The sequence below is a fragment of the Roseobacter cerffii genome, assembly GCF_054226325.1.
Map to the genome: position 1 here is coordinate 1739385 of NZ_CM135757.1, position 26474 is coordinate 1765858.

General features: G+C 60.8%; 26 protein-coding genes. 24 read left to right on the forward strand and 2 right to left on the reverse strand.

Annotation, left to right across the window (positions count from 1 at the left end; translation table 11 throughout):
• The first annotated feature begins 173 nt into the window (after window positions 1–173).
• Genes ACVC7O_RS08485 through ACVC7O_RS08525 form a run of 9 tightly spaced genes read left to right on the forward strand, consistent with a single transcriptional unit; the run spans window position 174 to window position 8433 of the window.
• Window positions 174–1175, forward strand: a complete 1002-nt coding sequence (locus ACVC7O_RS08485; RefSeq protein ID WP_458325653.1) for an ABC transporter substrate-binding protein — start codon at window positions 174–176, stop codon at window positions 1173–1175.
• A 58-nt stretch (window positions 1176–1233) separates the two neighbouring features.
• Window positions 1234–2019 (forward strand): ABC transporter ATP-binding protein, encoded by a 786-nt coding sequence (locus ACVC7O_RS08490; RefSeq protein WP_458325654.1) that lies wholly within the window; start codon window positions 1234–1236, stop codon window positions 2017–2019.
• The gene (locus ACVC7O_RS08495) at window positions 2016–2873 is read left to right on the forward strand and encodes an ABC transporter permease (protein WP_458325655.1); all 858 of its coding nucleotides are present in this window, start codon (window positions 2016–2018) and stop codon (window positions 2871–2873) included. Before ACVC7O_RS08490 ends, ACVC7O_RS08495 begins: the two co-directional genes overlap by 4 nt.
• The gene (locus ACVC7O_RS08500) at window positions 2873–4135 is read left to right on the forward strand and encodes a cytosine deaminase (RefSeq protein ID WP_458325656.1); all 1263 of its coding nucleotides are present in this window, start codon (window positions 2873–2875) and stop codon (window positions 4133–4135) included. The genes ACVC7O_RS08495 and ACVC7O_RS08500 overlap by 1 nt, the downstream gene beginning before the upstream one ends.
• On the forward strand, window positions 4132–5532 hold the full coding sequence (locus ACVC7O_RS08505; protein ID WP_458325657.1) for an FAD-binding oxidoreductase: 1401 nt from the start codon (window positions 4132–4134) through the stop codon (window positions 5530–5532). The genes ACVC7O_RS08500 and ACVC7O_RS08505 overlap by 4 nt, the downstream gene beginning before the upstream one ends.
• Window positions 5533–5534: 2 nt before the next feature.
• Window positions 5535–6116, forward strand: a complete 582-nt coding sequence (locus ACVC7O_RS08510) for an NAD(P)H-dependent oxidoreductase (protein WP_458325658.1) — start codon at window positions 5535–5537, stop codon at window positions 6114–6116.
• The gene (locus tag ACVC7O_RS08515) at window positions 6117–6746 is read left to right on the forward strand and encodes an NAD(P)H-dependent oxidoreductase (RefSeq protein WP_458325659.1); all 630 of its coding nucleotides are present in this window, start codon (window positions 6117–6119) and stop codon (window positions 6744–6746) included.
• A complete protein-coding gene (locus ACVC7O_RS08520; protein ID WP_458325660.1) occupies window positions 6743–7663 on the forward strand; it encodes an isopenicillin N synthase family dioxygenase in 921 nt (306 codons plus the stop codon). The genes ACVC7O_RS08515 and ACVC7O_RS08520 overlap by 4 nt, the downstream gene beginning before the upstream one ends.
• Window positions 7660–8433 (forward strand): creatininase family protein, encoded by a 774-nt coding sequence (locus ACVC7O_RS08525; RefSeq protein WP_458325661.1) that lies wholly within the window; start codon window positions 7660–7662, stop codon window positions 8431–8433. The genes ACVC7O_RS08520 and ACVC7O_RS08525 overlap by 4 nt, the downstream gene beginning before the upstream one ends.
• 21 nt (window positions 8434–8454) lie before the next feature.
• Here ACVC7O_RS08525 and ACVC7O_RS08530 read toward each other — a convergent pair whose 3' ends face one another.
• Window positions 8455–9216 carry a DeoR/GlpR family DNA-binding transcription regulator gene (locus ACVC7O_RS08530; protein WP_458325662.1) on the reverse strand — a complete coding sequence of 254 codons (762 nt, stop codon included), beginning with the start codon at window positions 9214–9216 and terminating at the stop codon, window positions 8455–8457.
• Between the two features lie 291 nt (window positions 9217–9507).
• Between ACVC7O_RS08530 and glpD the strand changes: the two genes are divergently transcribed.
• The 10 genes from glpD (at window position 9508) to ACVC7O_RS08580 (ending at window position 20263) form a co-directional block, all read left to right on the forward strand.
• The gene (glpD, locus tag ACVC7O_RS08535; RefSeq protein ID WP_458325663.1) at window positions 9508–11112 is read left to right on the forward strand and encodes a glycerol-3-phosphate dehydrogenase; all 1605 of its coding nucleotides are present in this window, start codon (window positions 9508–9510) and stop codon (window positions 11110–11112) included.
• A 12-nt stretch (window positions 11113–11124) separates the two neighbouring features.
• Window positions 11125–12213 carry an ABC transporter ATP-binding protein gene (locus ACVC7O_RS08540; RefSeq protein ID WP_458325664.1) on the forward strand — a complete coding sequence of 363 codons (1089 nt, stop codon included), beginning with the start codon at window positions 11125–11127 and terminating at the stop codon, window positions 12211–12213.
• Window positions 12213–13298 carry an ABC transporter ATP-binding protein gene (locus tag ACVC7O_RS08545; RefSeq protein ID WP_458325665.1) on the forward strand — a complete coding sequence of 362 codons (1086 nt, stop codon included), beginning with the start codon at window positions 12213–12215 and terminating at the stop codon, window positions 13296–13298. Before ACVC7O_RS08540 ends, ACVC7O_RS08545 begins: the two co-directional genes overlap by 1 nt.
• Entirely contained in the window at window positions 13298–14170 is an 873-nt protein-coding gene (locus ACVC7O_RS08550) for a carbohydrate ABC transporter permease (protein WP_458325666.1), read from the forward strand. The genes ACVC7O_RS08545 and ACVC7O_RS08550 overlap by 1 nt, the downstream gene beginning before the upstream one ends.
• The gene (locus ACVC7O_RS08555; RefSeq protein ID WP_458325667.1) at window positions 14170–15045 is read left to right on the forward strand and encodes a carbohydrate ABC transporter permease; all 876 of its coding nucleotides are present in this window, start codon (window positions 14170–14172) and stop codon (window positions 15043–15045) included. The genes ACVC7O_RS08550 and ACVC7O_RS08555 overlap by 1 nt, the downstream gene beginning before the upstream one ends.
• Window positions 15045–15461 (forward strand): hypothetical protein, encoded by a 417-nt coding sequence (locus ACVC7O_RS08560; RefSeq protein WP_458325668.1) that lies wholly within the window; start codon window positions 15045–15047, stop codon window positions 15459–15461. The genes ACVC7O_RS08555 and ACVC7O_RS08560 overlap by 1 nt, the downstream gene beginning before the upstream one ends.
• On the forward strand, window positions 15461–15733 hold the full coding sequence (locus tag ACVC7O_RS08565) for a DUF2160 domain-containing protein (RefSeq protein WP_263845460.1): 273 nt from the start codon (window positions 15461–15463) through the stop codon (window positions 15731–15733). The genes ACVC7O_RS08560 and ACVC7O_RS08565 overlap by 1 nt, the downstream gene beginning before the upstream one ends.
• Before the next feature lie 76 nt (window positions 15734–15809).
• The gene (locus ACVC7O_RS08570; protein WP_458325669.1) at window positions 15810–17537 is read left to right on the forward strand and encodes an ABC transporter substrate-binding protein; all 1728 of its coding nucleotides are present in this window, start codon (window positions 15810–15812) and stop codon (window positions 17535–17537) included.
• A 93-nt stretch (window positions 17538–17630) separates the two neighbouring features.
• Window positions 17631–19118 carry a glycerol kinase GlpK gene (gene glpK, locus ACVC7O_RS08575; RefSeq protein WP_458325670.1) on the forward strand — a complete coding sequence of 496 codons (1488 nt, stop codon included), beginning with the start codon at window positions 17631–17633 and terminating at the stop codon, window positions 19116–19118.
• A complete protein-coding gene (locus tag ACVC7O_RS08580) occupies window positions 19115–20263 on the forward strand; it encodes an iron-containing alcohol dehydrogenase (protein WP_458325671.1) in 1149 nt (382 codons plus the stop codon). Before glpK ends, ACVC7O_RS08580 begins: the two co-directional genes overlap by 4 nt.
• Before the next feature lie 3 nt (window positions 20264–20266).
• On the opposite strand, the gene ACVC7O_RS08585 is transcribed toward ACVC7O_RS08580, so the two are convergent.
• Window positions 20267–21466, reverse strand: coding sequence for an ROK family protein (locus tag ACVC7O_RS08585; RefSeq protein ID WP_458326059.1), 1200 nt, complete (start codon window positions 21464–21466; stop codon window positions 20267–20269).
• 191 nt (window positions 21467–21657) lie between these two features.
• On the opposite strand from ACVC7O_RS08585, the gene ACVC7O_RS08590 reads away from it, so the two are divergent.
• From ACVC7O_RS08590 to gap, 5 genes are all read left to right on the forward strand, one after another.
• The gene (locus tag ACVC7O_RS08590; RefSeq protein ID WP_458325672.1) at window positions 21658–22680 is read left to right on the forward strand and encodes a substrate-binding domain-containing protein; all 1023 of its coding nucleotides are present in this window, start codon (window positions 21658–21660) and stop codon (window positions 22678–22680) included.
• 128 nt (window positions 22681–22808) lie between these two features.
• Entirely contained in the window at window positions 22809–23882 is a 1074-nt protein-coding gene (locus ACVC7O_RS08595; RefSeq protein WP_458325673.1) for an ABC transporter permease, read from the forward strand.
• Complete coding sequence (locus tag ACVC7O_RS08600) at window positions 23882–24658, forward strand: ATP-binding cassette domain-containing protein (protein WP_458325674.1); 777 nt, start codon at window positions 23882–23884, stop codon at window positions 24656–24658. The genes ACVC7O_RS08595 and ACVC7O_RS08600 overlap by 1 nt, the downstream gene beginning before the upstream one ends.
• The gene (locus ACVC7O_RS08605) at window positions 24655–25299 is read left to right on the forward strand and encodes a nucleoside/nucleotide kinase family protein (RefSeq protein ID WP_458325675.1); all 645 of its coding nucleotides are present in this window, start codon (window positions 24655–24657) and stop codon (window positions 25297–25299) included. The genes ACVC7O_RS08600 and ACVC7O_RS08605 overlap by 4 nt, the downstream gene beginning before the upstream one ends.
• 140 nt (window positions 25300–25439) lie before the next feature.
• Entirely contained in the window at window positions 25440–26447 is a 1008-nt protein-coding gene (gene gap / locus ACVC7O_RS08610) for a type I glyceraldehyde-3-phosphate dehydrogenase (RefSeq protein WP_458325676.1), read from the forward strand.
• Window positions 26448–26474 lie beyond the last annotated feature (27 nt).

The following is a 26474-nucleotide window of genomic DNA, read 5'->3' on the forward strand; positions in this document are numbered from 1 at the left end:
TGCGCCGATCAGGCATCGTATCAATCCCTGTCTGCTCAAGAAATAAACAGAATTGTGGAAATCGCTCAATATTTGCGCGAACATGTGCCAATGTCGTCAAATTGACTGTGCGCTGCTTCCCTTTGATCCAAGCGCTCCGAACGATTGGCAAAAGACATGTCTTGGAGGTTTTCATGTTCGTCACACGAATTTCGACACTTGCCTGCGCTGCGAGCCTGAGCGCGACAACCGCGTTCGCCGATGGCCATCTGACGCCAGTGGTGTTTGGGACAAACTGGCTCGCGCAGGCCGAACACGGCGGCTTTTACCAGTCTGTCGCCGACGGCACCTATGCGGAGTGCGGGCTGGATGTCGAGATCATCTCTGGCGGGCCACAGGTCAATAACCGCGCGCTAATGCTGGCTGGTCGAATCGACTTCCACATGGGTGGCGATATGCTCCAGGCATTCAACGCGGTGAAAGAGGGCATCCCGGTCGTCTCGGTGGCTGCGATCTTCCAGAAACACCCGCAAGTGATCCTGGCCCATCCCGGTGAAGCGGATAGTTGGGAAGAGCTCAAGGACCTCACACTGCTGATCGGCGACAATGGCTTCACCTCTTACTATCAATGGATGATTGCGGAGCATGGCTTCACCGTCGAGCAACGCGAGCCTTATACGTTCAATCCTGCGCCGTTCATTGCCGACAAGCAGAAAGGGATGCAGGGCTACTTGAGCTCCGAGCCCTATGCCGTTGAAAAGGAAGCGGGTTTTGCGCCGAATGTCTTCCTAATCGCGGATGCCGGCTATTCCTCCTACGCCACCACCATCGAGACCATGGCGGACACAATCGCGACCGACCCTGACAAGGTAACCTGCTTTGTCGATGGCTCGCTGACGGGATGGTACAATTATCTCTACGGTGACAGCAGCGCGGCGGATGAGTTGATCAAGACGGCAAACCCGGACATGACGCAGGACAAGATCGATTTCGCGAAAAAGATGATGATCGAGCAGGGCATTGTTGACAGCGGGCAAGCGCTAGAGACCGGCATCGGGTCGATGACGGATCAGGTCATTGGTGACTTCTACAACAGTATGGTTGAAGCTGGTGTTCTCGAAGAGGGGCTCGATTGGAAGGCGGCCTACACGTTGGACTTTACCAACAAGTCCGTGGGCAAAGACATCAAGCCCTGAGAGGTTAGGGTGAACCCCGGGCACTATGGCGTGCCCGGGCGGTGTTGTCGGGGGATACATGACACCATCAGATCAGCCGCAGGACACGCGGCCTGAACTTTTGCGGATGGAGCACGTCGACAAGACGTTCAACGGCAATGTCGTTGCGCTGAAAGGCATGTCACTGCAGGTGCGTGAGGGTGATTTCATCTCGCTGCTGGGCCCGTCGGGTTGCGGCAAATCAACTGCGCTGCGTCTGATTTCGGACCTGTTGCATCCCACTGCCGGGCGGATCACGTGGACCGGCACGCATGATACGGGCGACCTCGGCGTCGTCTTTCAGGAGCCCACGCTGATGCCCTGGGCTACAGTGGCCCAGAACGTCTGGCTTCCCTTTCGCCTGCGCGGGAAGTCCTACAACGAGGTGAAGGACGACGTGCTGGAAGCGCTGAAGCTGGTCGGGCTTGAGAAGTTCCAGACAAGCTATCCACGCGAGCTTTCGGGCGGCATGAAGATGCGCGTCTCGATTGCCCGGGCGATGGTCACGCGGCCGCGGCTCATCCTGATGGATGAACCGTTTGCCGCGCTAGACGAGATCACGCGGTTCAAGCTCAACAACGACCTTCTAAAACTGAAGGAGGCCATCGGCTGCACGGTCATCTTCGTGACCCACTCGGTCTTCGAGTCCGTGTTCCTGTCGGATCGCATCGTCGTCATGGCCGCGCGACCGGGTCGGGTGATCACCGAGCTTGAGGTCGATGCTGCCTATCCGCGCGAGGAGACCTTCCGGACCTCGGCGGAATACGCCGCCTATACACGGCAGGCGACGGACGCCTTGCATCAGGCGATGGGAGAGGCGGCATGAGTTTGGCGGACCGAACCGACACCCCGATGACGCTCGATGCAGACGAAGTGGCCCGGCTGCGACGGCGCAAGCTCGAGAAGTTTGGCAAGTGGGTGTTGCCTGCGGCGGTTCTTATCCTGATGCTGGTGATCTGGGATCGGATTGTCGTCTGGAACGAGATCCCGCATTACATTTTACCGGGGCCTGGACTGGTCTTCGAGACGCTGATCAAGGACTGGGCGATGCTGTTCGAGGCCCTGCTGGTCACTGTGCAGATCACCTTGATGGCGCTGGGGGTCGCGGTGATCGGCGGCGTCGGACTTGCGGTGCTCTTCACCCAGTCGCGGCTGGTCGAGATGAGCTTCTACCCCTACGCGGTGATCCTGCAGGTCACGCCAATCGTCGCCATCGCACCGCTGATCTTCATCTACGTAGACAGTCGCATCGCGGGGCTTCTGCTTTGCGCCTGGCTGGTGGCCTTCTTTCCGGTGCTCAGCAACACCACGCTGGGGTTGAATTCCGCCGATCATAATCTGCGCGACCTTTTCCGCATCTACGGCGCGTCTCGCTGGCAAACCCTACGGTTTTTGCAACTGCCTTCGGCGCTGCCGTACTTCCTTGGCGGCCTACGCATCGCGGGTGGTCTCTCGTTAATCGGCGCTGTGGTCGCGGAATATGTGGCGGGGACCGGCGGGCTGAAATCCGGGCTCGCTTTCCGCATCCTCGAGGCCGGGTACCGGCTCAATATCCCGCGCATGTTCGCAGCCCTGATCCTGATTGCGGCGACCGGTGTGATCATCTTTGCGGGCCTGAGTTTCCTCAGCCACATGCTGTTGCGCAAATGGCATGAGAGCGCGTTGAGCCGAGAGCCCTGATGGATGTCCTGACACTGCCAGCAGGGCCGGTGACCCTGAAAAACCTGACGGTGCCTGCGTGCCTTGTGGAGCAGGAGGGTGATCTGGTTTCGCTTGACCTCTCGTTGGACGGACACCGCATCACCGATGCGCCTGGCCAGGTGGTCGATATGAAAGGCGCGATGGTGTTCCCGGCGTTCATCGACATGCACACCCATCTGGACAAGGGCCACATCTGGCCGCGGGCCGCAAACCCAGATGGCAGCTTTGACGGCGCGCTCAGCACAGTTGGAGCGGACCGAACCGCCAACTGGACGGCGGATGATGTGGCCGCGCGTATGGATTTTGCCCTGCGCTGCGCTTACGCGCATGGCACACGGGCGATCCGGACGCATCTCGACAGCATCCCGCCGCAGGATGATGTTTCGTGGCCGGTCTTCCAGGAGCTGCGGCTGCAATGGCGTGACCAGATCACGCTGCAAGCGGCTTGTCTTGTGGGCTGTGATGCCGTCGCGCTTGATACCGGTTTCGTGCACACCGCTGATGTGGTTGCCGAAGCGGGCGGGGTCCTTGGCATGGTCGCCTATCCAGTGCCGGATATCGAAGCGCGGGTGCGGCTGTTACTCGATCTCGCACAGGAGCGCGGGCTTGAGGCGGACTTTCACGTCGACGAGACGCTCGATCCGTCGTCCGAAACGTTACGCGCTATTGCCGAAGCCGTCCTAGAGACGGGCTTCGCCGCCCCTGTCACCGTGGGGCATCTGTGCTCTCTCGCGGCTCAGGAGCCAGACCGCGCCGCCAGCACTATGGACCTGGTCGCAGAGGCCGGGCTCAACGTTGTCTCCTTGCCCATGTGCAACCTCTATCTGCAGGATCGGCAAAGCGGCACACCGCGCATGCGCGGTGTCACACTGGTACACGAGTTGAAGGCACGCGGCGTGAATGTGAGTTTTGCCTCGGACAATACGCGCGACCCGTTCTATGCCTATGGCGACCTGGATATGATCGAGGTCATGCGCGAGGCGACACGCATTGGACATCTGGATCACGCGGATACCGATTGGGTGCGCGCGTTCACGACCAATCCGGCAAAAGCCTGCGGGTTCGAGGCGCCAAGCCTCAACCCTGGCGCGCCCGCCGATCTGGTGATCTGCCGCGCGCGCAATTGGACGGAGCTTTTCGCGCGCCCGCAGGCCGACCGTATCGTGATCCGCGCAGGCCAGCAGATCGACCGGACACTGCCCGACTATGCCGAACTCGACCACCTGATGAGGATATCATGACCGCCAATCTCGACGCTGCCAAAGCCGCTCTCGCCCATCTGGACCTCGAGGACACGGGCGCTGGCATCAAAGCGAAAAGCCGGGACTTCTTTTGGTATTCTCCGGTTTTGAAAGCGCACCTCGATGACGTGACCGCGGATTTCGTCGTCTCCCCACGCAGTGAGGCGGAGGTGATCGAAGTGCTGAAGGCGTGCTATGCGCATAACGTGCCCGTGACCACGCGCGGCGCGGGCACCGGCAACTACGGGCAGGCGATGCCGCTGGCGGGCGGCTGTGTGATGCATCTGCGGCACATGACGGCTGTCAAGGAGATCGCGCCCGGGCGGGTGATCGTTGAACCGGGATGCCTGCTCAAAGATCTCGACGCGGCCTGCAAGGACCACTCAGGCCAGGAAATCCGCATGTTCTCCTCGACCTGGGCGACGGCGACCATTGGCGGATTTATCGCAGGCGGTTCGGGCGGCGTTGGGTCTTGCACCTGGGGCTCGCTCCGCGACCTCGGTAACATCATCCGTCTGCGCGTTGTGACCATGGAGGAAGAGCCGCGCGTTCTCGAGTTCCAAGGCGAGGAACTGGCCCGGGTCAGCCACGCCTACGGCACCAACGGTATCATCACTGAAGTCGAAATGCCGCTGGCACCGGCCTACGACTGGGTCGAGATGTTTGTCGCGACCGATGACTTCATGGACGCGGCCCGCTTTGCGGAAGAACTGGCCAATGAAGATGGCATCCTGATCAAGCTCGCCACCGTGTTCGAGGCGCCCATTGCCAAGGATTACTTCCAGCGTGTGGCCCCTCATGTGGAGGCGGGGACAAACCTTGTGGCGCTCATGGTGGCGCCGCACTCGATGGACGGGTTCCTGACGTTCCTTGGGCGGCGACCCGGCGCCTGGCTCATTTATCGCAGCGACGATCATGACTGGCCACGCGGGCCCGGGATGATCTTTGAATACGGCTGGAACCACACAACCCTGCGCGCGCTCAAGGTCGACCCCAGCATCACCTACCTGCAAGTGCGCTATGGCTTCCCGCAGCATCTGGACCTGATCGAAAAGATGCGCGACGCGTTGAGCCCCGAGGTGTTGCAGCATCTCGAGGTGATGAAGGAGAACGGCAAGATCATGTTTGCTGGTCTGAGCCTTTTGAAGTTCACCACCGAAGCGCGGCTGGATGAGATCATCAAGATCCACGAAGACGCGGGCGCGCTGGTCTTCAACCCGCACCGCTATACGCTGGAAGAGGGGGGGCGGCAGACGGTGGATGACCGCCAACTGGCCTTCAAGCGCGAAGCCGACCCCAAGGGATTGCTCAACCCCGGCAAGATGATCGCCTGGGACGACCCGGACTGGGGGTTCGACCGGATGTACAGCTATCCCAAGATGCGCGCGGCTGAATAGCCATGACCCGTGCGCTTGTCCTCTTTGCCCATCCTTGCGCGGAAAGCTTCTCCGCGGCTTTGCATGGGCAGGTGGTCGAGCGGCTGCGGGCTCGGGGCTGGGATGTCGATGATTGCGATCTCAATGCCGAAGGGTTTTCGCCGGTCCTCACGGCGGAGGAACGGCGCGGTTATCACGAAGAGCTGACAAACACTGGCCCGGTCGCCGATTATGTCGATCGGTTGCGGCGTGCCGAAGCGCTGGTTCTGGTCTTTCCGGTCTGGAACTTCGGGTTTCCGGCCGTCCTCAAGGGGTTTTTCGACCGAGTGTTCCTCCCCGGTGTGTCATTCAAGCTCGAGAGTGGCAAGGTGCGTCCGAACCTGCAGCATATTCGTAAGCTGGCGGCGGTCACAACCTATGGCGGGACCCGGACGCGGGCTTTCCTCGCTGGTGACCCGCCTCGGAAATGCGTCACGCGTGCGGTCTGGCACGTATGCCGCCCGCAAAAAATGCGATATCTTGCGCTTTACGATATGAACCGCGCGACAGATGCACAAAGGGCAAGCTTTCTGTCGCGCGTCGATGTGGAAATGGAGAGGTTTTGAATGCGTGCGCTCATTGTTCACTGCCATCCGAAGGAGACCAGCTTTACAGCAGCGGTCCGCGAGACCGTGCTTGAGCGGCTGCGGTTCGCAGGCGCAGAGATACGTGTGATCGACCTCTATCGCCGCAACTTCGCCCCGGTCCTAAGTGGCGAAGAACTGGACATTTACGAGGACACCCCCGCCAACCGCGTCCCGGTCGCGCAGGACGTCGAGGATGTGCTCTGGTGCGATGCGCTGATCTTCGTCTACCCGACCTGGTGGTACGGCTTGCCCGCGATGCTGAAGGGCTGGCTCGACCGCGTGCTCTTGCCCGATGTGGCCTTCCTGATGCCCGATGGCGAGAACGACAACATCCGTCCGGGGCTGACCCATATCACGCGGCTCGGTGTTTTCACCACCTGCGGAGCCAGCTGGGGGCTGACCCAGATGATCGGCGCACCCGGCAAGCGCACCATCCTGCGCGGTGTCCGGGCCATCTGTGCACCACGCTGCAAGACCGCCTTCGCGGCACATTACCTGATGGACAGCTCGACCGAGGCCAGCCGGCGCGCGCATTTGCAGAAGGTTGCGCGCAAGATGGACAAGTTCATCGGAGCCGTCCCCGTCAAGCACAGTGCGGTGCGGGTATGATCCCGGTTCTCGACTGGTCCCGGTTCGAGACGGATCGTGCGGGTTTCTTGTCGGATCTTGGGGAAGCGGTGCGTGGTCCGGGGTTTTTCCTGTTGCAAAATCACACGGTCCCCGCGGACCTGCGCACCCGGGTGTTCGAGATGGCGGATGCCTTCTTCTCATTGTCGGTTGCTGAGAAACAAGCCCTGTCGATCCTGAACACGCCGCACTACCGGGGATGGGCGGCGGAGGGCGACGAGTCGCTCGATGACAGCTCGGCTCTGGTCGACCGCAAGGAGAGCTTCAATATTGGCTTCGACCTCGCCCCCGAAGATCCGCGTGTGGTGCGGGGCGAGCCCTTTCGGGGGGTGAACGTCTGGCCTGAGATCGACGGGTTTCGCGACACAATGCTGGCCTACTTCGATGCCGCGCTGGCTTTGGGCGTGGATATACATCGCGCCTTTGCAGCGGATTTGGGGCTGGAGGCGGACCACTTCACAGCGTCTTTTGCCGAGCCGCTGGCTGCTTTGCGGTTGCTGCACTACCCGCCCGCGACCGGCGCGCAGAACGAGATCGGCGCAGGTGCGCACACGGATTATGGCGCGATCACGCTGCTGATGACCGATGGTGAGGCCGGGCTGCAGGTCAAGCCGCGTGGCGGTGACTGGACCGACGTGCCGCATGTGCCCGGCGCCTATGTGGTCAACATCGGCGATTGCCTGATGCGCTGGACCAACGACATCTATGTCTCCACGCCGCACCGCGTCTTGCCGCCAAAACGCCAACGCCGGTCGGTGGCGTTTTTTGTGGAAGCTCATCCCGACACGGTGGTCGCGGCCCTGCCGGGGACTGGCACGCCTAAGTACCCGCCCGTGCGTGCGGCGGACTACCTACGCTCGCGCTTGGATGCGACCTACGCGCCGAAGGCTGAGACGTGAGTGGCTGCACAGATTGGGCCGACTTCAAGGCCTCGGACTTCGGCGACATTGACCCGATGGAGACCATCGCGATCCTGCCCACCGCCGCGATCGAACAGCACGGGCCGCATCTGCCGGTGGGCACCGACACGTTGATCGGGCAGGGGATGCTCGATGAGTTGCGCCGCCAAGCGCCGTCGGATCTGGACCTCCGCATTCTGCCATTGCAGGCGGTCGGCAAATCGAACGAGCACCTTTGGGCTGCGGGCACGCTGACGTTAACGGCTGCCACAGCGCTCACCGCCTGGACGGAGATCGGGTTGAGCGTTGCGCGCGCGGGCATTCGGAAGATCGTGATCATGAATTCTCATGGTGGAAATCTCGATCTGATCTCGATCCTGTCGCGCGAGCTTCGGGTCCAGGCCAATATGCTGGCCGTCAAATGCCAATGGGGCGCCTTTGGCACGCCCGAAGGTCTGTACTCCGAGCAGGAGGTAACCTTTGGCATCCACGGCGGCGATGTTGAAACCTCGCTCATGCTGCATTTCCGCCCCGAAACGGTTGATCTGACACAGGCGCAGGACTTCCGTTCGACCGCTGAGACCAGCCTGATCCAGCCGATTGGGCCTGTGTCCTATGGTTGGATTGCTAGCGATCTGAACCCCGACGGTACAGTGGGCGAGGCGCATCTTGGAACTGCGGAGAAAGGGGCCGCAACGGCGCGCCATCAGGTCGCGGGGTTTGTCAAACTTCTGCGCAAAGTACGCGAGAGCGCGCTGCCCGCGACTTAGTTTTTCGCTGATGATCCATTGTCAGCTCGTGACGATGACCTTCGTGCCCCAATCCGCGCATTTCTGTCCGAGGTTGCCGGGCAGCGGTCTGTCAGTGATCACGGTCGACACCGCTCCCATCGAAGCGATCCGCGCTGGGGCGGTACGGCTGAACTTGGAGTGATCCGCAACCAGAAGGCAATTGCGGGACTGCGCGATGATCGTTTGGCTGACCCCGACTTCCTGGATATCGAAGTCGAGAATATCACCGTCTTCGTCCATCGCAGAACACCCGATGACCGCAAAATCAAATTTGAATTGCCGGATCGTTTCGATGGTCAGCGTCCCGACCAACCCGCCATCCGAACGCCGAAAGGCGCCCCCAGTCACGATGATCTGACATTCCGGATTATCAACCAAGATATTGGCGATGTTCATGTTGTTCGTGACCACCATCAAATCCCGATGCTGCAACAACTCGCGAGCGACCGCCTCGGTACTGGTTCCGATATTGAGAAAGACCGAACAGCCCTCAGGGATCTGTGCTGCGCAGGCCCGCGCCATCGCGAGCTTTGACTCCTGGTTCAGCGTGCGCCGTTCCTCGTATTCGATGTTTGTCGTACCCGAGGGGAGAATCGCGCCGCCGTGCACACGTTCGAGTTTGTTCGCTTCTGCAAGTTCGGTCAAATCGCGTCGGATCGTCTGCAAGGTGACGCCGAAGTGTTCGGCCAGCCCCTCGACGGTGACTTTGCCTTCGCGTTGGGCGATTTTCAGGATGTCAGGGTGACGAAAGGTCTGTGACATGCGCTCCTCCTATCCGCTGAGTAGCTGAAAAATAGAGATAATTCTACAGTTATCTCGCTCCACCCTTGGAAGGGGTGCCGCCTGTCAGTCGCGTCTCAGCCTGCCCGACGCTCCGTCTTGCTGAATCTGCACAGCGTCTGCACCCCGGTTGCGGGTCGAGAGCGATGCCTGCGGTAATCGCTCATCCTGGGTTCCGGTCAAAAACGAACATAAACGAAAAAAACCGCTTGATCGCGGTCATCCAGTGCGGTACCCCTCTGCCAACGGTGAACGCAAAGTTGGGAGGGTTTTGTGTCGTCGCTTCAAGCGCATTCCAAGACATATGACCTTTTCATCGTGGGCGGTGGTATCAATGGCTGCGGCATTGCGCGCGATGCGGCAGGCCGCGGGTTGAGCGTGGCGCTCGCCGAAATGAATGATCTGGCATCGGCCACCTCCTCCGCATCTACCAAGCTGTTCCACGGCGGGCTGCGCTATCTTGAGTACTTTGAGATCAATCTCGTGCGCCATGCATTGGCGGAGCGGGAAGTTCTGCTCAAGGCGATGCCGCATGTCAGCTGGCCGATGCGCTTTGTGCTGCCCTATCACAAAGACATGCGGTTCGAGGGCGCGACGCCAACGTCGCGTATTCTGAACACGATCATGCCGTGGATGAAAGGGCGTCGGCCGGCATGGCTGATCCGCTTCGGTTTGCTGCTCTACGACAATCTGGGCGGGCGGAAGATCTTGCCGGCGACTAAGACGTTGAGCCTGAAGGGAAGCGTCGAGGGGGCACCACTCGAGGATCGGTTCGAGAAGGCATATGAGTATTCCGATTGTTGGATTGAGGACTCGCGGCTGGTCGTGCTCAACGCCCGTGATGCGGAGGCACGGGGAGCGGATGTGATGGTCCGGACCAAGGTGATCAGTGCGGCACGTGTTGATGATCTGTGGGAGATCACGGTCGAAGACGTGGAAAGCGGTGAGAGCCAAAACATACGTGCACGTATGCTGGTGAATGCAGGCGGTCCTTGGGTTGGCGACATCATCCAGCAGAAGGTGCGGATCAACTCGAGCGAAGGCGTGCGGCTGGTGCGGGGCAGTCATATTGTGACGCGCAAGCTTTACGATCACGACAAGTGCTATTTTTTCCAGGGCACCGATGGGCGCATTATCTTCGCGATCCCCTACGAGACGGATTTCACCCTGATCGGCACCACCGATGCGGAGCATGATGACCCGAGCGTGAAGCCGGAATGCACGACCGAGGAGCGAGACTACCTGCTCAACTTCATCAATCAGTATCTCAAAGAGGATATCGGGGTAGAGGACGTGGTCTGGAGCTATTCCGGCGTGCGGCCGCTCTATGACGATGGGGCGAGCAGCGCGACGGCAGCGACGCGCGACTACACGCTGAAAGTGGATGATGCGGGCGGTGCGCCGATCCTCAATGTGTTTGGCGGCAAGATCACCACCTATCGCAAGCTCGCGGAGGATGCGATGGACAAGATCGTGCCGTTTTTTCCGGGCACATCAGGGCATTGGACGGCCGGCGTGCCGCTGCCAGGTGGGGACTTTGCCGTTGATGGGTTCGATGTGCTGGTCACGCGGCTCAAGGAGGACTTCGCTTTCCTGTCGGATTTCTGGGCGCGTCGGTTGGTGCGGGCCTATGGAACAGAAGCCTGGGACGTGATGGCGGGGGCTCAGGGTGAGGCCGATCTAGGCCAGCCCTTTGGCGCGACACTGACCGAGCGCGAGGTGCGCTGGTTGCAGAAGAATGAATATGCCCGTACCGCTGAGGACGTGATCTGGCGGCGCAACAAGCTCGGGCTGAGACTGACACAAGAAGACGTCACTGCATTGGAGACATTCATGCGGTCCGCTGCGGCGGAGCGCGTGGCCAAAGCAGCAGAATAATAGGGGGCGGACATGACCTTGATTTTGGAAGGGGTGTCTAAGACTGTCGGCGGGGCGACCCATATCTACCCGACAGACATTGAGCTTCAGAAAGGCACGATGAATGTGCTGCTGGGGCCGACACTTTCAGGGAAGACATCGCTCATGCGGCTGATGGCGGGGCTTGATGTGCCGGCGACGGGGCGCGTGATCTGGAATGGCGACGATGTAACAGGCATGCGGGTGCAGGATCGCAAGGTCGCGATGGTCTATCAGCAGTTCATCAACTACCCCTCCATGACCGTCTACGATAACATCGCCTCGCCAATGCGGCTGCTGGGACAGTCCCGGGATGAGATTGACCGGCGTGTGCGCGAAACGGCGGAGCTGATGAAGCTGACCCCGATGCTGGACCGTAAACCGCTTGAGCTGTCCGGTGGGCAGCAGCAACGCTGCGCGCTCGCGCGGGCTCTGGTGAAGAATGCCGGTCTGGTGTTGCTCGACGAGCCGTTGGCCAACCTCGACTACAAGTTGCGCGAGGAACTGCGCGCCGAAATCCCGAAAATCTTCGAGGAATCTGGGTCCATCTTCGTCTATGCGACAACGGAGCCGGAAGAGGCCCTGCTTCTTGGCGGCAACACCGCAGCCCTTTGGGAAGGGCGGGTCACGCAGTTCGGGCCAACCCCCACCGTCTACCGCAAACCGGTCAATGCGACGACCGCGCGCGTCTTTTCTGACCCGCCGATGAACTTCCTCAAGATCACCAAGGCGGGCGCCGCTCTGTCGTTTGGCGACGGACAAACAGTGGACGTGCCGCCGAGCGCGCAATCGCTGCCCGATGGGTCCTACACCGCGGGGTTTCGCCCCAACCACCTGGAACTGACCCAGCACGTCGCAGGCGCGATGTCGTTCAAGACGCAGCTCACGGTGACCGAGATCACGGGCTCAGAGACCTTTGTGCATCTCGATCATCACGGAGAACGCTGGGTGGGTCTCGTGCATGGCATCCAGAGCCTGACGCCGGGCCAAGATCTGGAGGTCTATCTCGACCCCGCGCATGTTTATCTCTTTGGTCAGGACGGCGGGTTGGTCGCTGCGGCCCCCTACGCAGAGGCGGCATAATGGCCAAGATCACGCTCGACAATCTCGCGCATTCCTATTTCCCTTCGCCGAAATCCGAAGACGACTTTGCTCTGAAAGAGCTGAACCACGATTGGGTCGATGGCGAGGCCTATGCGCTTTTGGGCGCGTCGGGTTGCGGGAAATCCACGCTGCTCAACATCATCTCAGGTCTGCTGCATCCCAGTCAGGGGCGCATTCTGTTCAATGATCAGGACGTGACCGATGCGCCCACGGCAGAGCGCAACATCGCGCAGGTGTTCCAGTTCCCGGTGGTCTACGACACGATGACCGTACGCGATAATCTGGCCTTTCCGCTGCGCAATCGCGGAGCCGATCCGTCCTACATCGCGCAGCGCGTGCAGCAGATTGGTGCAATGATCGGCATGGAGGCGGAGCTGGATCGCAAGGCGCGTGGGCTCACGGCGGATGCCAAGCAAAAGATCTCGCTGGGGCGCGGGATGGTGCGCGAGGATGTGAACGCGCTGCTCTTTGACGAGCCGCTGACCGTGATCGACCCGCATATGAAGTGGGAGCTGCGCACCCAGCTGAAATCGCTGCACCACGAGTTTGGTCACACGATGATCTATGTGACCCACGACCAGACCGAGGCGCTGACCTTCGCCGACAAGGTGGTGGTCATGTATGACGGGCGGGTGGTCCAGATTGGCACACCGGAAGAGCTCTTCGAGCGCCCGGCGCATACCTTCGTTGGCTACTTCATCGGCTCGCCCGGGATGAACGTCTTCGATGCGAAGATCGAGGGGGCCACGGCGCAGGTTGCAGGTGTTCAGGTGCCGCTCAGCGCCGGATATGCACCGCCGAATGGCAAGGTGCAGGTGGGCGTCCGCCCCGAATATGTCCGCGTGACCGCCGAGGAGACGGGCGTCCCGGCCCGGGTTCTGCGGGTGGAGGATGTGGGACGACACAAAATTGTGCGGCTCGAGATCGAAGGCGCGCAGCTCAGCGCGATTGCGGGAGAGGGTGATTTCATTCCGGAGATCAATCCGCATGTGACCTTCGACCCCAAGGGGATCAACGTCTATGCGGATGACTGGCGCGTGGCGCCGGAGGGGGAGGCCGCCTGATGAACAAGACAGTCAATCAAAAGGCGTGGTTCCTCGTCCTGCCGGTGCTGGTGCTGGTGGCCTTTTCGGCGGTGATCCCGCTGATGACGGTCGTTAACTATTCCGTGCAAGACACCTTCGGCAACAATCAGTTCTTCTGGGCGGGCCTCGAATGGTTCCGCGAGATGCTGCAAGACGACCGCATGTGGGACGCGCTCTGGCGGCAGCTGATGTTCTCCGGCATCATCCTTGCGATCGAGATTCCGCTGGGCATCTATATCGCGCTGAACATGCCCAAATCCGGCTTTTGGGCGTCCTTCTGCCTTGTGGTCATGTCGCTACCGCTGCTGATCCCTTGGAACGTGGTCGGCACCATCTGGCAGATCTTTGGCCGCGTGGACATTGGCTTGCTGGGCTATACGCTGAACAAGCTGGGTATCGACTATAATTACACGCAAGATGTCTTTGCCGCCTGGGTCACCGTGATCGTCATGGATGTCTGGCACTGGACCTCGCTGGTGGCGCTGCTTGCCTATGCCGGGCTGCAATCGATCCCCAACGCCTATTATCAGGCGGCCAAGATCGATCAGGCCAGCCGCTGGGCCGTCTTCCGCTACATCGAACTGCCGAAGATGGCAGGCGTGCTCATGATCGCGATCCTGCTGCGCTTCATGGACAGCTTCATGATCTACACCGAGCCGTTTGTTGTCACCGGGGGTGGGCCAGGTTCCGCGACCACCTTCCTGTCGATTGACCTTGTGAAGATGGCGCTGGGGCAGTTTGACCTCGGACCGGCGGCGGCCTTCTCGATCATGTACTTCCTCGTGATCCTGCTGATCTCCTGGGTGTTCTACACGGTCATGACCAACCTCGACAAAAGGGACGGCGTGTGATGTCCGATACCACTGTGCAAGCCCCCGCGGCCCTGAGCCGGGGTGAGACAACCGTGGCGCGCCGCCGCGCCCCACGCATCAACCGCTCGGCCATTGTCATGGGGCTTTACCTGCTGTTCCTGATGCTGCCGATCTACTGGCTGCTGAACATGAGCCTCAAGACCAATACCGAGATTGTGAGTTCGTTTTCGCTCTGGCCGCAGAACCTGACATTCCAGAACTACGTCAAGATCTTCACGGATGAGAGCTGGTACATCGGCTATATCAACTCGTTGATCTATGTGGTGATGAACACGGCGATCAGCCTCGCGGTAGCGCTGCCTGCTGCCTATGCCTTCTCGCGCTACAGCTTTATGGGGGACAAGCACCTGTTCTTCTGGCTGCTCACCAACCGGATGGCACCGCCTGCGGTCTTTGCGCTGCCGTTCTTCCAGCTCTACTCCTCGGTGGGGCTCTTCGACACCCATATCGCGGTGGCGCTGGCACATTGCCTTTTCAACGTGCCGCTGGCGGTCTGGATTTTGGAAGGCTTCATGCGCGGCGTGCCCAAGGAGATCGACGAGACGGCCTATCTCGACGGCTACTCCTTCGGGAAGTTTTTTGTGAAGATCTTCATGCCGCTGATTTCCTCCGGCATCGGCGTGGCAGCCTTCTTCTGCTTCATGTTCTCCTGGGTGGAACTGCTGCTGAGCCGGACGCTGACCACAGTCGACGCCAAGCCCATCGCCGCAATCATGACGCGCACCCAAGGCGCGGCGGGCATCGACTGGGGCGTGCTGGCTGCCGCCGGTGTGCTGACCATCGTGCCGGGCGCCTTGGTGATCTACTTCGTCCGCAACTACATCGCCAAGGGCTTTGCCCTGGGGAGGGTGTGATGGAGGCTTTGTTGCAGGGGCGACTGGTCCGCATGAACACGGGACGCAATTTTCGACAAGTCTTTATCCGCAATTGGGCTTGGGTTGGGCCTTCTGCTTTGATGCTTGGTGTGATTGCAGACGATGGGGTCGCATTTCTTGGGAATTGGCTGTTTGCTCCGGTTTCTGTTTTGGTCTTTGGCGGCCTCGAATTGGCGTATTTGTTGCGATGGGGCGAGTTGTCTTCACACTCTCTGAATAGTTGGCTGCACCTATTGGGTATGGTCGCTCCGGGAACTCTTATGTGGACAGCGGTGCTACTTTCGATCCGGACTGGAAGTCGCTGGATCGAACCGCTGTTTGCGTTTCTTCAATGTGCCACGGTTCTGCTCTTAGCGATTTGGATAGGTCGGCTGAATGAGGGAGGATACTTCTGATGGCTTGGATGGCATGGACCATACCGACTGCAATCTTCTTTGGCGTGATCGCCTGTCTGCTGATCATCTTCACGATCCTCGCCATCAAATACCCGGAGACGCCCCGCGTGGGCATTCTCCGCATCGAAACAACGCGGGGTGATCGTCTGTTCATCACGCTGTTGGGCTCGGCCTTCATCAATCTGATCTGGCTGGGTCTGGAGGTCGCACCGCAGCCCTACGCGCTGCTGGCGTGCCTTGTCTATGCCGTGGCGGTGTTCCGCTGGGTCTAGGCAAGAAGAATGGAGTGTCCGGGACGTCTCGGGCAGTCTGCAAAAAACGGTTCAATAACGTCTTGGGAGGACACACATGAACTTTTCTTTGAAATCAACCACCGCCATGGGCGCGTTGGTCACATCGCTGTTGGCGATGCCGGCCTGGGCGGACATGGAGGCTGCGATGGCGTTTCTCGACAACGAGATCGCAGGGCTGAGCGTGCTGAGCCGGGAAGAGCAGGAAGCGGAGATGCAGTTCTTCGTCGATGCGGCCCAGCCGTTCCAGGGTATGGACATCAAGGTGGTCTCCGAGACGATCACCACGCATGAATATGAAAGCCAGGTGCTGGCGCCGGCCTTTACGGCGATCACCGGTATTCAGGTCACGCACGACCTCATCGGCGAAGGCGACGTGGTCGAGAAGCTGCAAACGCAGATGCAGTCGGGCGAGAACATTTATGACGCCTACATCAATGACTCCGACCTGATCGGTACACACTGGCGCTACCAGCAGGTGCGCAACCTGACTGACTGGATGGCGGGCGAGGGCGCCGACGTGACCTTGCCGACGCTGGACGTGGACGATTTCATTGGCACCAGCTTCACCACCGGGCCGGATGGTAAGCTCTACCAACTGCCGAGCCAGCAGTTCGCGAACCTCTACTGGTTCCGCTACGACTGGTTCAACGACGAGAAGAACAAGGCTGATTTCCAAGAGAAGTATGGCTATGAGCTGGGCGTTCCGGTGAACTGGACAGCCTATGAGGACATCGCCGAATTCTTTACAGGCCGTGACCTCAGCCACATGGGTGTGGAAGGCGACGTCTTTGGCAACATGGACTACGGCAAGAAAGACCCGTCGCTCGGATGGCGCTACACCGACGCGTGGATGTCCATGGCGGGCATGGGTGACGTGGGTGAGCCGAACGGTCTGCCCGTCGACGAATGGGGCATCCGGGTGAACGAGAACTCGCAGCCTGTGGGCTCCTGCGTGGCGCGGGGCGGTGCGACCAACTCGCCCGCGGCTGTCTATGCGGTGACCAAGGCCATCGAATGGCTGCAAAAGTATTCGCCGCCCGCCGCAGCTGGCATGACCTTCTCCGAGGCGGGACCGATCCCGGCGCAAGGAAACGTCGCACAGCAGATGTTCTGGTACACCGCCTTCACCGCGGCCACGGTCGAGCCTGACCTGCCGGTGATGAACGACGACGGCACGCCCAAATGGCGCATGGCCCCCAGCCCGCATGGCGTTTACTGGAAAGAAGGCCAGAAGATCGGCTATCAGGACGCTGGTTCCTGGACGCTGATGGAAAGCACCCCGGTGGATCGTGCCAAGGCCGCATGGCTTTATGCGCAGTTCGTGGTCTCTAAGACGGTGGACCTGAAGAAGTCCGACGTCGGGCTGACCTTCATCCGCGAAAGCACCATCGACAGCGATCACTTCACCGACCGTGCCGACAAGCTGGGCGGTCTGGTCGAGTTCTACCGTTCGCCCGCGCGCGTGGCCTGGTCGCCAACAGGCACCAACGTTCCGGACTATCCCAAACTGGCGCAGCTGTGGTGGCAGAACATCGGTGACGCCATGTCCGGCGCCAAGACACCTCAGGAGGCTCTGGATGCGCTCTGTGCAGACCAGGAGCGTGTGTTGGAGCGCCTGGAACGTGCCGGTGTCCAGGGCGATCTTGGCCCGGTTATGAATGAGGAACTTGGTGCAGAGCATTGGTTTGCTCAGCCGGGTGCCCCGTTCCCGAAACTGGAAAACGAGGACGAAGAGCCCATGACCGTCAGCTATGACGAGCTGATCAAGTCCTGGGAAAACTAAGTCTTTGACCATAAGCCGGGGCGCACGTGTTGCGCCCCGGTTTTTTCATGGGCAGTCTTGCTCGAAAGAATTCAGTGACAGCCGGGGGATGCCATGACCCATATTCTCGCCATCGATCAGGGGACGACCTCATCGCGCGCGATCCTCTTCGACGCGGAGATGAAGATCACGTCGAGCGCACAGGAAGAGTTCCCGCAGCACTTCCCGAACAGTGGCTGGGTTGAACATGATCCAGGTGATCTGTGGTCCACGACGGCAGGCACCTGCAGGGCTGCGATCGAGAAAGCGGGCCTCGGGCCGGATGACATCACCGCCATCGGCATCACCAACCAGCGCGAAACCGTGGTTGTCTGGGAGAAAGACACGGGCAAGCCGATCCACAATGCGATCGTCTGGCAGGACCGGCGCACCGCAGATTATTGCCGGGAGTTGCGCGAAGCCGGCCACGACAAGATGATCACCGAGAAAACCGGCTTGCTCGCGGACCCGTACTTCTCCGGTACGAAACTCAAATGGATCCTCGATCATGTGGAGGGGTCGCGGGAGCGCGGACAAAGGGGTGAGCTGCTTTTCGGCACCGTCGACAGCTTCCTGATCTGGAAGCTCACCGGCGGTGAAGCGCATGTGACGGATGCGACCAACGCGGCGCGCACGTTGCTCTATGACATTCATAAAGGGCGGTGGAGTACCTCGATTTGTGAGCTCTTTGACATCCCTATTCAGATGTTGCCCGAAGTGCGCGATTGTGCGTCGGACTTCGGAACAACACGGCCTGACCTCTTTGGACGTCCGATCCCGATCCTCGGCGTGGCCGGCGACCAGCAGGCGGCCACCATAGGGCAGGCGTGTTTCGAACCTGGTATGCTGAAGTCAACATACGGTACCGGATGTTTTGCGCTCCTGAACACAGGCGAGACGGCGGTGACATCGAAGAACCGCCTGCTGACGACCATCGCCTATCAGTTCGACGGAAAACCCACCTATGCACTTGAGGGCTCGATTTTCGTGGCTGGTGCGGTCGTACAATGGCTGCGCGACGGGCTCAAGATCATCCGCGAGGCGGCGGAAACTCAACCTCTGGCCGAGAGGGCTGATCCAAACCAGAACGTTGTCCTGGTGCCTGCTTTCGTCGGCTTGGGCGCGCCTTATTGGAACGCTGAATGCCGTGGCGCCGTCTTTGGGCTGACCCGCAACTCGGGTCCGGAAGAATACGCTAAAGCGGCGCTGGAAAGCGTTGGCTACCAGACGCGCGATCTGCTGGAGGCGATGCAGGCCGATTGGCAGGGCGAGGGGGCAGGTGCCACGCTGCGCGTTGATGGCGGCATGTCTGCGTCGGATTGGGCGATGCAGTTCCTCTCCGACATCATCGGCGCGCCCGTGGATCGGCCGGAAGTGCTGGAGACAACCGCGCTCGGGGCGGCGTGGCTCGCCGGGCAGCGCGCGGGTCTCTATCCCGATATGGACGGGTTTTCGAAAAGCTGGGCCCTGCAGCAACAGTTCACACCGAAAATGGACGACACGGATCGCGACGACAAATACGCGGCCTGGAAGCGTGCTGTTGATGCGACGATGCGGTTTTGACGCCAGCGTTTCGTCTCCTCACCGCTGGCCGCATTGAGTTTGGGCGCGGCACCCGTGAACTCGTGGCCGCAGAGGCGTTGACGTTTGGGCGATCCGTTCTCCTCATCCGCGGACGGTCAGTGGCCTGGGTCGATCAACTTGCCGATAGCCTCAAGAGCAAAGGTGCGCAGGTCACCGCCGTGATCTGTACCGGCGAGCCCACGGTGCCAATGGTCGAGGAAGCCATGACCATGGGCCGCACGGCGGGTGCCGACGTCGTCGTTTCGGTCGGAGGTGGCTCCGTGATCGACCTTGGCAAGGCGGTCGCCGCCCTGCTGCCCGGCACGTCGGAGGTCATGGACCACCTTGAGGGTGTGGGCGGAGGCAAACCGCTGACGGAAGCGCCGCTGCCGTTCATCGCGGTTCCCACGACGTCCGGGACAGGCGCCGAGGCCACCAAGAACGCCGTGATTTCGGTGCCCGAGGCCGCCCGCAAGGTCAGCTTGCGCGACGACAGGATGCTGCCGGACCTTGCCGTCGTTGATCCAAGCCTGACAGATCATGCGCCACGTGCGCAGACGCTGGCCTCCGGGCTGGACGCTCTGACCCAGGTCATCGAGCCATACCTCTGCACCCGCGCGAACCCGTTGACCGACGCCCTATGCCGCGCGGCCATTCCATTGGGCGCACAGGCCCTCGCACGCCTCGCCGCTCAGGAAGACGCACAGGCGCGCGACGACATCGCTTTTGTGAGCCTCGCGAGCGGTCTCGCGTTGGCAAATGCAGGGTTGGGTGCGGTGCATGGGTTGGCGGGTGTCTTGGGTGGGCGTTTAGGTGCTCCGCACGGCTTGATTTGCGGCCGCCTCCTGGGGCCGGTTCTCATCGCGAACAGGGAAGCTTTGGCCAATGGCGGCGCCGATCTTGGTCGATTTCACGAGGTGGCCGCTTGGCTGGCAGAGGCCTTTGATCATCCCCCCGACGATGTTTTCGCAGCATTGCCTGAGATGCTCGACAGGTGGCAAGTTCCCCGCCTCGGAACCTGGCTCGCCCCGCAGACCGACCTGATGGCAATTGCGGAAGAGGCGCAGACGGCCTCGTCGATGAAGGCGAACCCGTGCGCGTTGTCGTCAGAGGTACTGGTCGCCACGATGCGCCAAGCCCTGTGAGGCTCAGACCGAGGACAGACCGGCGTTGGTGTTCAGCAAGAACTGCGAAAAGATCGGGCCACTCGCCGCCCCGATGGCACGCGCGTTGAAGCCGATATCGCCCGCCTCGATGCGCGGGGCGAGCAGCCCGCGGGTGTCCTGATTGACAAGATAGCGGCGCACACGTTCGACCAACTCGGTGCGCACCGTTTCGGGGAAGGCGCCGTCGATCAGGATGGCTTCGAAGTCGATCACCGAACAAATCGAGAGCGCTGCTTTGGCCAACTCCTGTGCGGTTTCGCCGACCCAAGGATCGACATAGCGGGCGAGGGCACTCCAATCCTGCGGTAGCTGCCAGAGCTGTTTGGGGTTCAAACCCACCTCGACCAGCCGTGCTTCGAGCAGATGCAGCGAGGCCACGTCGATCAACTGGCGGCTCTCGCCCAGCGGCCCGGTGCTGCGCAGCGACCCCAGCGCGCCTGCATTGCCCTGATTGCCCTCGAAGACCGTGTGGTTCAGCACCACACCGCCGCCGATGAAGGAGCCGATATAGAAGTAGGCATAGTCGCGATACTCCTTGCCAAGGCCATAGAGGTGTTCGGCCCGGCAGGCCGCGGTTGCGTCGTTGCACACGAAGATCGGCAGTGTGCTGAACTTAGCGACTTCATCGGCGAACTGGATGTCCTTCCACGAGCTGAAGTCCTCTGCCGCAGGACCTGAGAGGTTGTGCCACTTCCACAGCTCGAAGGGAGAGGCCACGCCGATACCGCAGAGGCGGGTTTGCTGCGTGGCGCTCATCTCTTCCATCAGCGTATCGATCCCGCCCTCCAGGAAGCCGAACACGACCTCGGGCGAGGGGTAGCTGTAGGACATATGCACCTGCTTGATGACATCGCCCTTGAAATTCAGCAAAAGCAACTCCGCACTGCGCCGCCCGATCTTGAGGCCAAAGGCAAAGACACCTTCCGGGGACAGATCCATCGGAATCGATGGTTTGCCGACCTTGCCACGCTGCGGTTCGCCACGGGCCAGAAGTCCATCACTTTCGAGCTTTCTCAGGATCACGGAGACGGTTTGCGGCGACAGGCCCGCCATGCGCGCAAGGTCACTTCCCGGCATGGCGCCATGGCGCATGAACATCGACAGCAACAGGCGCTCGTTATAGTTGCGCACGCCGCGTTGATTCACGCCGATGCTCAAACCCTTGACCTTATTGCCATCCATCGGGCTGCTCATGTCCCTTGTTTCCTTGGGTATTCTGGCGCGCTCCAATTAATAAATCAAGTTTATTTATTTATTGACAGTCGGTTTGAAATGATGTGTCTTGGGCGAGACCTGACGGGGGAGAATTCCGCAGGCCGAGGCGCGCTGCCCGCGCCTTACCAAAGACACCAACGTTTCCTTGGGAGGAAAACATGAAGAAACTTCTCGCCAGCACGATACTGGGTCTGAGCACTCTGGGCGCGACCAGCGGCGTGGCGGTTGCCGATGACATCACGGCCTGCCTGATTACCAAAACCGACACCAACCCGTTCTTTGTAAAGATGAAAGAGGGTGCCGAGGCCAAGGCCTCTGAGCTCGGCATGACGCTGAAGGCCTTTGCGGGGAAAGTCGACGGCGACCACGAGACGCAAGTCCAGGCCATCGAGACCTGCATCCTGGATGGGGCAAAAGGCATTCTGATCACCGCCTCCGACACGTCGTCGATTGTGTCGGCGGTCACCCAGGCACGCGACGCAGGCCTCCTGGTCATCGCGCTCGACACTCCGCTGGAGCCGATCGACGCGGCTGATGCCACTTTCGCGACCGACAACTACAAGGCCGGCGTGCTGATTGGCGAATGGGCACGGGCGCAGTTGGGAGATGCGGCGGATAGCGCCAAGATCGCAACGCTGGACCTTAACGTCAGCCAGCCCACCGTGGACGTGCTGCGCAACCAGGGTTTCCTTGATGGCTTTGGCATTGACCTGGCCGATCCGGGCGTGATCGGCGATGAGAGCGACGCTCGGATCGTCGGCAGCGACGTGACCGACGGCAATGAAGAGGGTGGCCGCCGCGCGATGGAAAACCTGCTGGCAAAAGATCCGACGATCAATGTCGTACATACGATCAATGAGCCGGCGGCAGCGGGCGCCTACGAGGCGCTCAAGGCCATCGGTCGCGAAAATGACGTTCTGATTGTCTCCGTTGATGGCGGCTGTCCTGGCGTGCAGAACGTGGCGGACGGTGTGATTGGCGCGACCTCGCAGCAGTATCCGCTGCTCATGGCCTCGCTGGGTGTTGAAGCGATCAAGAAGTGGGCCGACGAAGGCGTGAAGCCTGAGCCGACACCCGGTAAAGACTTCTTCGACACCGGCGTCGCGCTGGTGACCGATGCGCCGGCGGATGGTGTTGAGTCGATCTCGGTTTCCGAAGGCAAAGACCTCTGCTGGGGCTGAGCCACAGCTGATCATCGTGGCGCGCGGGTCCTTCGCGCGCCACATCCGACCGGGACTTTTTCGCACCGGTCTGGCACACTGCACACCATCACGTAAGGATGTGACCCGGGGACAGGGAGGGGAGAACTGTGTCTGAGACATCAGGAAAATCTCAAGACTACGAAGCGGATCTGTCAAAGCGACCCGAAGCGGTTGCCGAATTTGACGATCCTCATCGCGGGCTGATCGGGACGGTGCAGCACTTGCTGCATGTGAACCCTTCACTGGTCCCCCTCATCGTCCTCGTTGCGTCCATTGTGATTTTTGGCCTGCTGCTCGGGACGAAATTCTTCTCGCCTTTCGCGCTGACGCTGATCCTCCAGCAGGTGCAAATCGTGGGCATCGTGGCGGCGGCGCAAAGTCTCGTCATCCTGACCGCCGGGATCGACCTCAGCGTCGGTGCGATCATGGTCATGTCCTCCGTGGTCATGGGCCAGTTCACCTTCCGCTATGGCATCCCCGTGGAAATCTCGGTCGCTTGTGGCCTGCTGTGCGGCACGCTGATTGGCTTTCTCAATGGGTGGCTCGTCGCGCGAGTCAAACTCCCGCCCTTCATTGTGACGCTGGGCATGTGGCAAATCGTGCTGGCGACGAACTTTCTCTATTCCGCCAACGAAACCATCCGCAGCCAGGAGATCGAGGCGGAGGCCTCCCTGCTGCAGTTCTTCGGCACGACCATCCAGTTGGGCAGCGCTCGGCTCACCTTCGGCGCCGTCTTCATGCTGCTTCTGGTCTTCGTGCTGGCCTATGCGCTCAAACACACCGCCTGGGGGCGTCACGTCTATGCGGTCGGCGATGATCCGGAAGCGGCCGAGCTGTCTGGCGTCAACGTCAAACGCACGCTCATCTCCGTCTATATGCTCGCGGGTCTGATCTGCGCCTTCGCAGGCTGGGCGTTGATTGGCCGGATCGGGTCGGTCTCGCCAACGTCTGGCCAGCTTGCAAATATCGAAAGCATCACCGCCGTGGTGATCGGTGGCATCTCCCTCTTCGGCGGGCGCGGCTCGATCATGGGCACGCTCTTCGGCGCGCTCATCGTCGGAGTGTTTACGCTTGGTCTGCGGCTGATGGGGGCGGATGCGCAATGGACCTATCTGCTGATCGGGGTGCTCATCATTGCAGCCGTCGGTGTGGATCAATGGATCAGAAAGGTATCGGTCTGATGGAACCCATTCTCAAAGGTCGCAACCTCGTCAAGCGCTACGGCCGGGTGACGGCGCTCGATCACTGTGATTTCGACCTGATGCCGGGCGAGATCCTCGCGGTGATCGGGGACAACGGCGCCGGGAAATCCTCGCTGATCAAGGCGGTTTCCGGAGCGGTGATCCCTGATGAAGGCGAGGTCTTTCTCGAAGGCCGGAAGGTGCATTTCACCTCGCCCATCGACGCGCGGAACGAGGGGATCGAGACGGTCTATCAGACCCTCGCGATGTCCCCCGCGCTGTCGATCGCCGACAATATGTTCATGGGTCGCGAGATCCGCAAACCGGGGTTCCGGGGCACATGGCTGCGCCAGCTCGACCGCGCCGAGATGGAGCGGATTGCCCGCGACAAGCTGTCGGAGCTTGGGCTGATGACCATCCAGAACATCAATCAGGCGGTGGAAACGCTTTCTGGTGGCCAACGGCAGGGTGTGGCCGTCGCCCGCGCAGCTGCCTTCGGATCGAAAGTGATCATTCTCGATGAACCCACCGCCGCGCTTGGCGTCAAGGAATCACGCCGCGTGCTGGAACTGATCTTGGATGTGAAATCCCGCGGCATTCCGATCATCCTGATCAGTCACAACATGCCGCATGTCTTCGAGGTGGCGGATCGTATTCACGTGCACCGTCTCGGCAAACGGCTCTGCGTGATCGACCCCAAAGACTATACGATGTCCGATGCCGTGGCCTTCATGACGGGTGCAAAAGAGCCTCCCACGGCTGATGTTGCCGCGTGACGCAGACGCTTCAGAGCCTCAACGATCTGGTCGCCGCTATCAGCGCCGCGCCCCGCAAAGCGCGGCGGCGGCTGGTCGCTGTTGCTGGTGCGCCTGGCAGCGGCAAGTCGACCCTGGCCGAGCACGTGGCCGCCGCGCTGAACCAAAGCAACTGCTCTGCCCAGGTCGTCCCGATGGACGGCTTCCATCTCGACAACGTCATTCTCGCGCAGAAGAATCTGCTTAATCGAAAGGGCGCGCCCGAAACCTTCGATGTCGGCGGTTTCCAACGGCTGATGCCAGCACTTGGCGTGGAGACGCCCGTCTACTATCCGCGATTTGACCGGTCTCGCGACATCGCCATTGCAGGGGCTGGCATGCTCGATGGGGACTGCGATACTGTCATCGTCGAAGGCAACTACCTGCTGCTGGACGCGCCTGAGTGGCGCGACCTCGCCCCACTCTGGGATATGCGGATCAGGTTGGATGTGCCCATGGAGACGCTGCGCGCGCGGCTCATTCAGCGCTGGTTGAGCGAAGGGCTGGCCGAAGAAGCCGCCATCACCCGTGCCGAGGACAATGATCTGCGCAACGCAAGGTTGGTCGTCGCGCAGGCGCTGCCAGCGGATGTAATTTTTGACGGCACAGCGTCACACGGCTGAAAAACGGCCATTCTATGCTAATCTTGGTTGGAGCCTGCGCAATCGGCCATTGATATCCGCGTGGAAATATGATCGTTAGCGCTAACAAGAGCCAGCCGTTTCATCCCGGCGCATGACAGAAGAAGTTCTGGAGGAAGAAGATGTCTCACTCAGTTGCAATTAACGGTTTTGGTCGCATCGGTCGGGGCGTGCTGCGCGCGCTTGTCGAGAACAAGGTGTCTGACGTGGACGTTACCGCGATCAACGACCTGTCGACCCCCGAGACCTTGGCGCATCTTCTCAAGTACGACAGTGTGCACGGCCGTTTTGACGCCGAGGTCTCGGTCTCCGGCGATGCGCTGGTCGTGAATGGCAAGAGCATCGCGGTGACCGCCATCCGCAACCCGGCGGAGCTGCCGTGGGACGGCGTTGACGTCGCCATGGAGTGCACCGGGCTCTTCACCGCGCGGGAGAAGGCGGCGCAGCATCTGGAGAACGGCTCTCAGCGCGTGTTGATCTCGGCGCCTGGGGCGGGGGCCGACCGCACCGTCGTCTTTGGCGTGAATGACAAGGACATGACCAAAGATGACATCGTCATCTCGAACGCCTCCTGCACCACCAACTGCCTCGCGCCCGTGGCCTATGTGCTCGACAAGACCTTCGGGATCAAGACCGGCTACATGACCACGATCCACGCCTACACGGGCGACCAGCCCTCGCATGATGCCCCTCACAAGGATCTCTATCGCGGACGCGCAGCGGCACTGTCCATGGTACCGACGTCGACCGGGGCCGCCAAAGCGATTTCGCTTGTGCTGCCGCATCTGGAAGGCAAGCTGGAAGGCTCTGCCGTCCGCGTGCCCACGCCCAATGTCTCGCTGGTCGATCTGACCTGCACAACCGACAAGCCCGCCACCAAAGACGAGATCAACGCCGCCATGAAGGCCGCCGCCGAAGGCGAGCTGAAAGGCGTACTGGCCTATGAGACCGACCCGACCGTCTCCATTGACTACAACCACAACCCGCATTCGTCGTGTTTTGCCGCCCCGCAGACCAGCGTCACCAAAGACGGTCTGGTCCGCGTGGTCAGCTGGTATGACAACGAATGGGGCTTTGCCAACCGGATGATTGACACAGGCCGCAGGCTCGCGGAACTGTCCAAGACCTGACCTGCCGTCCGCGCCATCCAGGGACCA

Bases quoted from the DNA above. Each gene is read 5' to 3' on its own strand.
- ACVC7O_RS08545 (WP_458325665.1), top strand. From the start codon at position 12,213: ATGGCCAAGATCACGCTCGACAATCTCGCGCATTCCTATTTCCCTTCG.
- ACVC7O_RS08510 (WP_458325658.1), top strand. From the start codon at position 5,535: ATGACCCGTGCGCTTGTCCTCTTTGCCCATCCTTGCGCGGAAAGCTTC.
- ACVC7O_RS08550 (WP_458325666.1), top strand. From the start codon at position 13,298: ATGAACAAGACAGTCAATCAAAAGGCGTGGTTCCTCGTCCTGCCGGTG.
- ACVC7O_RS08530 (WP_458325662.1), bottom strand. From the start codon at position 9,216: ATGTCACAGACCTTTCGTCACCCTGACATCCTGAAAATCGCCCAACGC.
- gap (WP_458325676.1), top strand. From the start codon at position 25,440: ATGTCTCACTCAGTTGCAATTAACGGTTTTGGTCGCATCGGTCGGGGC.
- ACVC7O_RS08515 (WP_458325659.1), top strand. From the start codon at position 6,117: ATGCGTGCGCTCATTGTTCACTGCCATCCGAAGGAGACCAGCTTTACA.
- ACVC7O_RS08565 (WP_263845460.1), top strand. From the start codon at position 15,461: ATGGCTTGGATGGCATGGACCATACCGACTGCAATCTTCTTTGGCGTG.
- ACVC7O_RS08570 (WP_458325669.1), top strand. From the start codon at position 15,810: ATGAACTTTTCTTTGAAATCAACCACCGCCATGGGCGCGTTGGTCACA.
- ACVC7O_RS08520 (WP_458325660.1), top strand. From the start codon at position 6,743: ATGATCCCGGTTCTCGACTGGTCCCGGTTCGAGACGGATCGTGCGGGT.
- ACVC7O_RS08590 (WP_458325672.1), top strand. From the start codon at position 21,658: ATGAAGAAACTTCTCGCCAGCACGATACTGGGTCTGAGCACTCTGGGC.
- ACVC7O_RS08600 (WP_458325674.1), top strand. From the start codon at position 23,882: ATGGAACCCATTCTCAAAGGTCGCAACCTCGTCAAGCGCTACGGCCGG.
- ACVC7O_RS08500 (WP_458325656.1), top strand. From the start codon at position 2,873: ATGGATGTCCTGACACTGCCAGCAGGGCCGGTGACCCTGAAAAACCTG.
- ACVC7O_RS08555 (WP_458325667.1), top strand. From the start codon at position 14,170: ATGTCCGATACCACTGTGCAAGCCCCCGCGGCCCTGAGCCGGGGTGAG.
- ACVC7O_RS08540 (WP_458325664.1), top strand. From the start codon at position 11,125: ATGACCTTGATTTTGGAAGGGGTGTCTAAGACTGTCGGCGGGGCGACC.
- ACVC7O_RS08505 (WP_458325657.1), top strand. From the start codon at position 4,132: ATGACCGCCAATCTCGACGCTGCCAAAGCCGCTCTCGCCCATCTGGAC.
- ACVC7O_RS08495 (WP_458325655.1), top strand. From the start codon at position 2,016: ATGAGTTTGGCGGACCGAACCGACACCCCGATGACGCTCGATGCAGAC.
- ACVC7O_RS08485 (WP_458325653.1), top strand. From the start codon at position 174: ATGTTCGTCACACGAATTTCGACACTTGCCTGCGCTGCGAGCCTGAGC.
- ACVC7O_RS08585 (WP_458326059.1), bottom strand. From the start codon at position 21,466: ATGGATGGCAATAAGGTCAAGGGTTTGAGCATCGGCGTGAATCAACGC.
- ACVC7O_RS08490 (WP_458325654.1), top strand. From the start codon at position 1,234: ATGACACCATCAGATCAGCCGCAGGACACGCGGCCTGAACTTTTGCGG.
- glpK (WP_458325670.1), top strand. From the start codon at position 17,631: ATGACCCATATTCTCGCCATCGATCAGGGGACGACCTCATCGCGCGCG.
- ACVC7O_RS08560 (WP_458325668.1), top strand. From the start codon at position 15,045: ATGGAGGCTTTGTTGCAGGGGCGACTGGTCCGCATGAACACGGGACGC.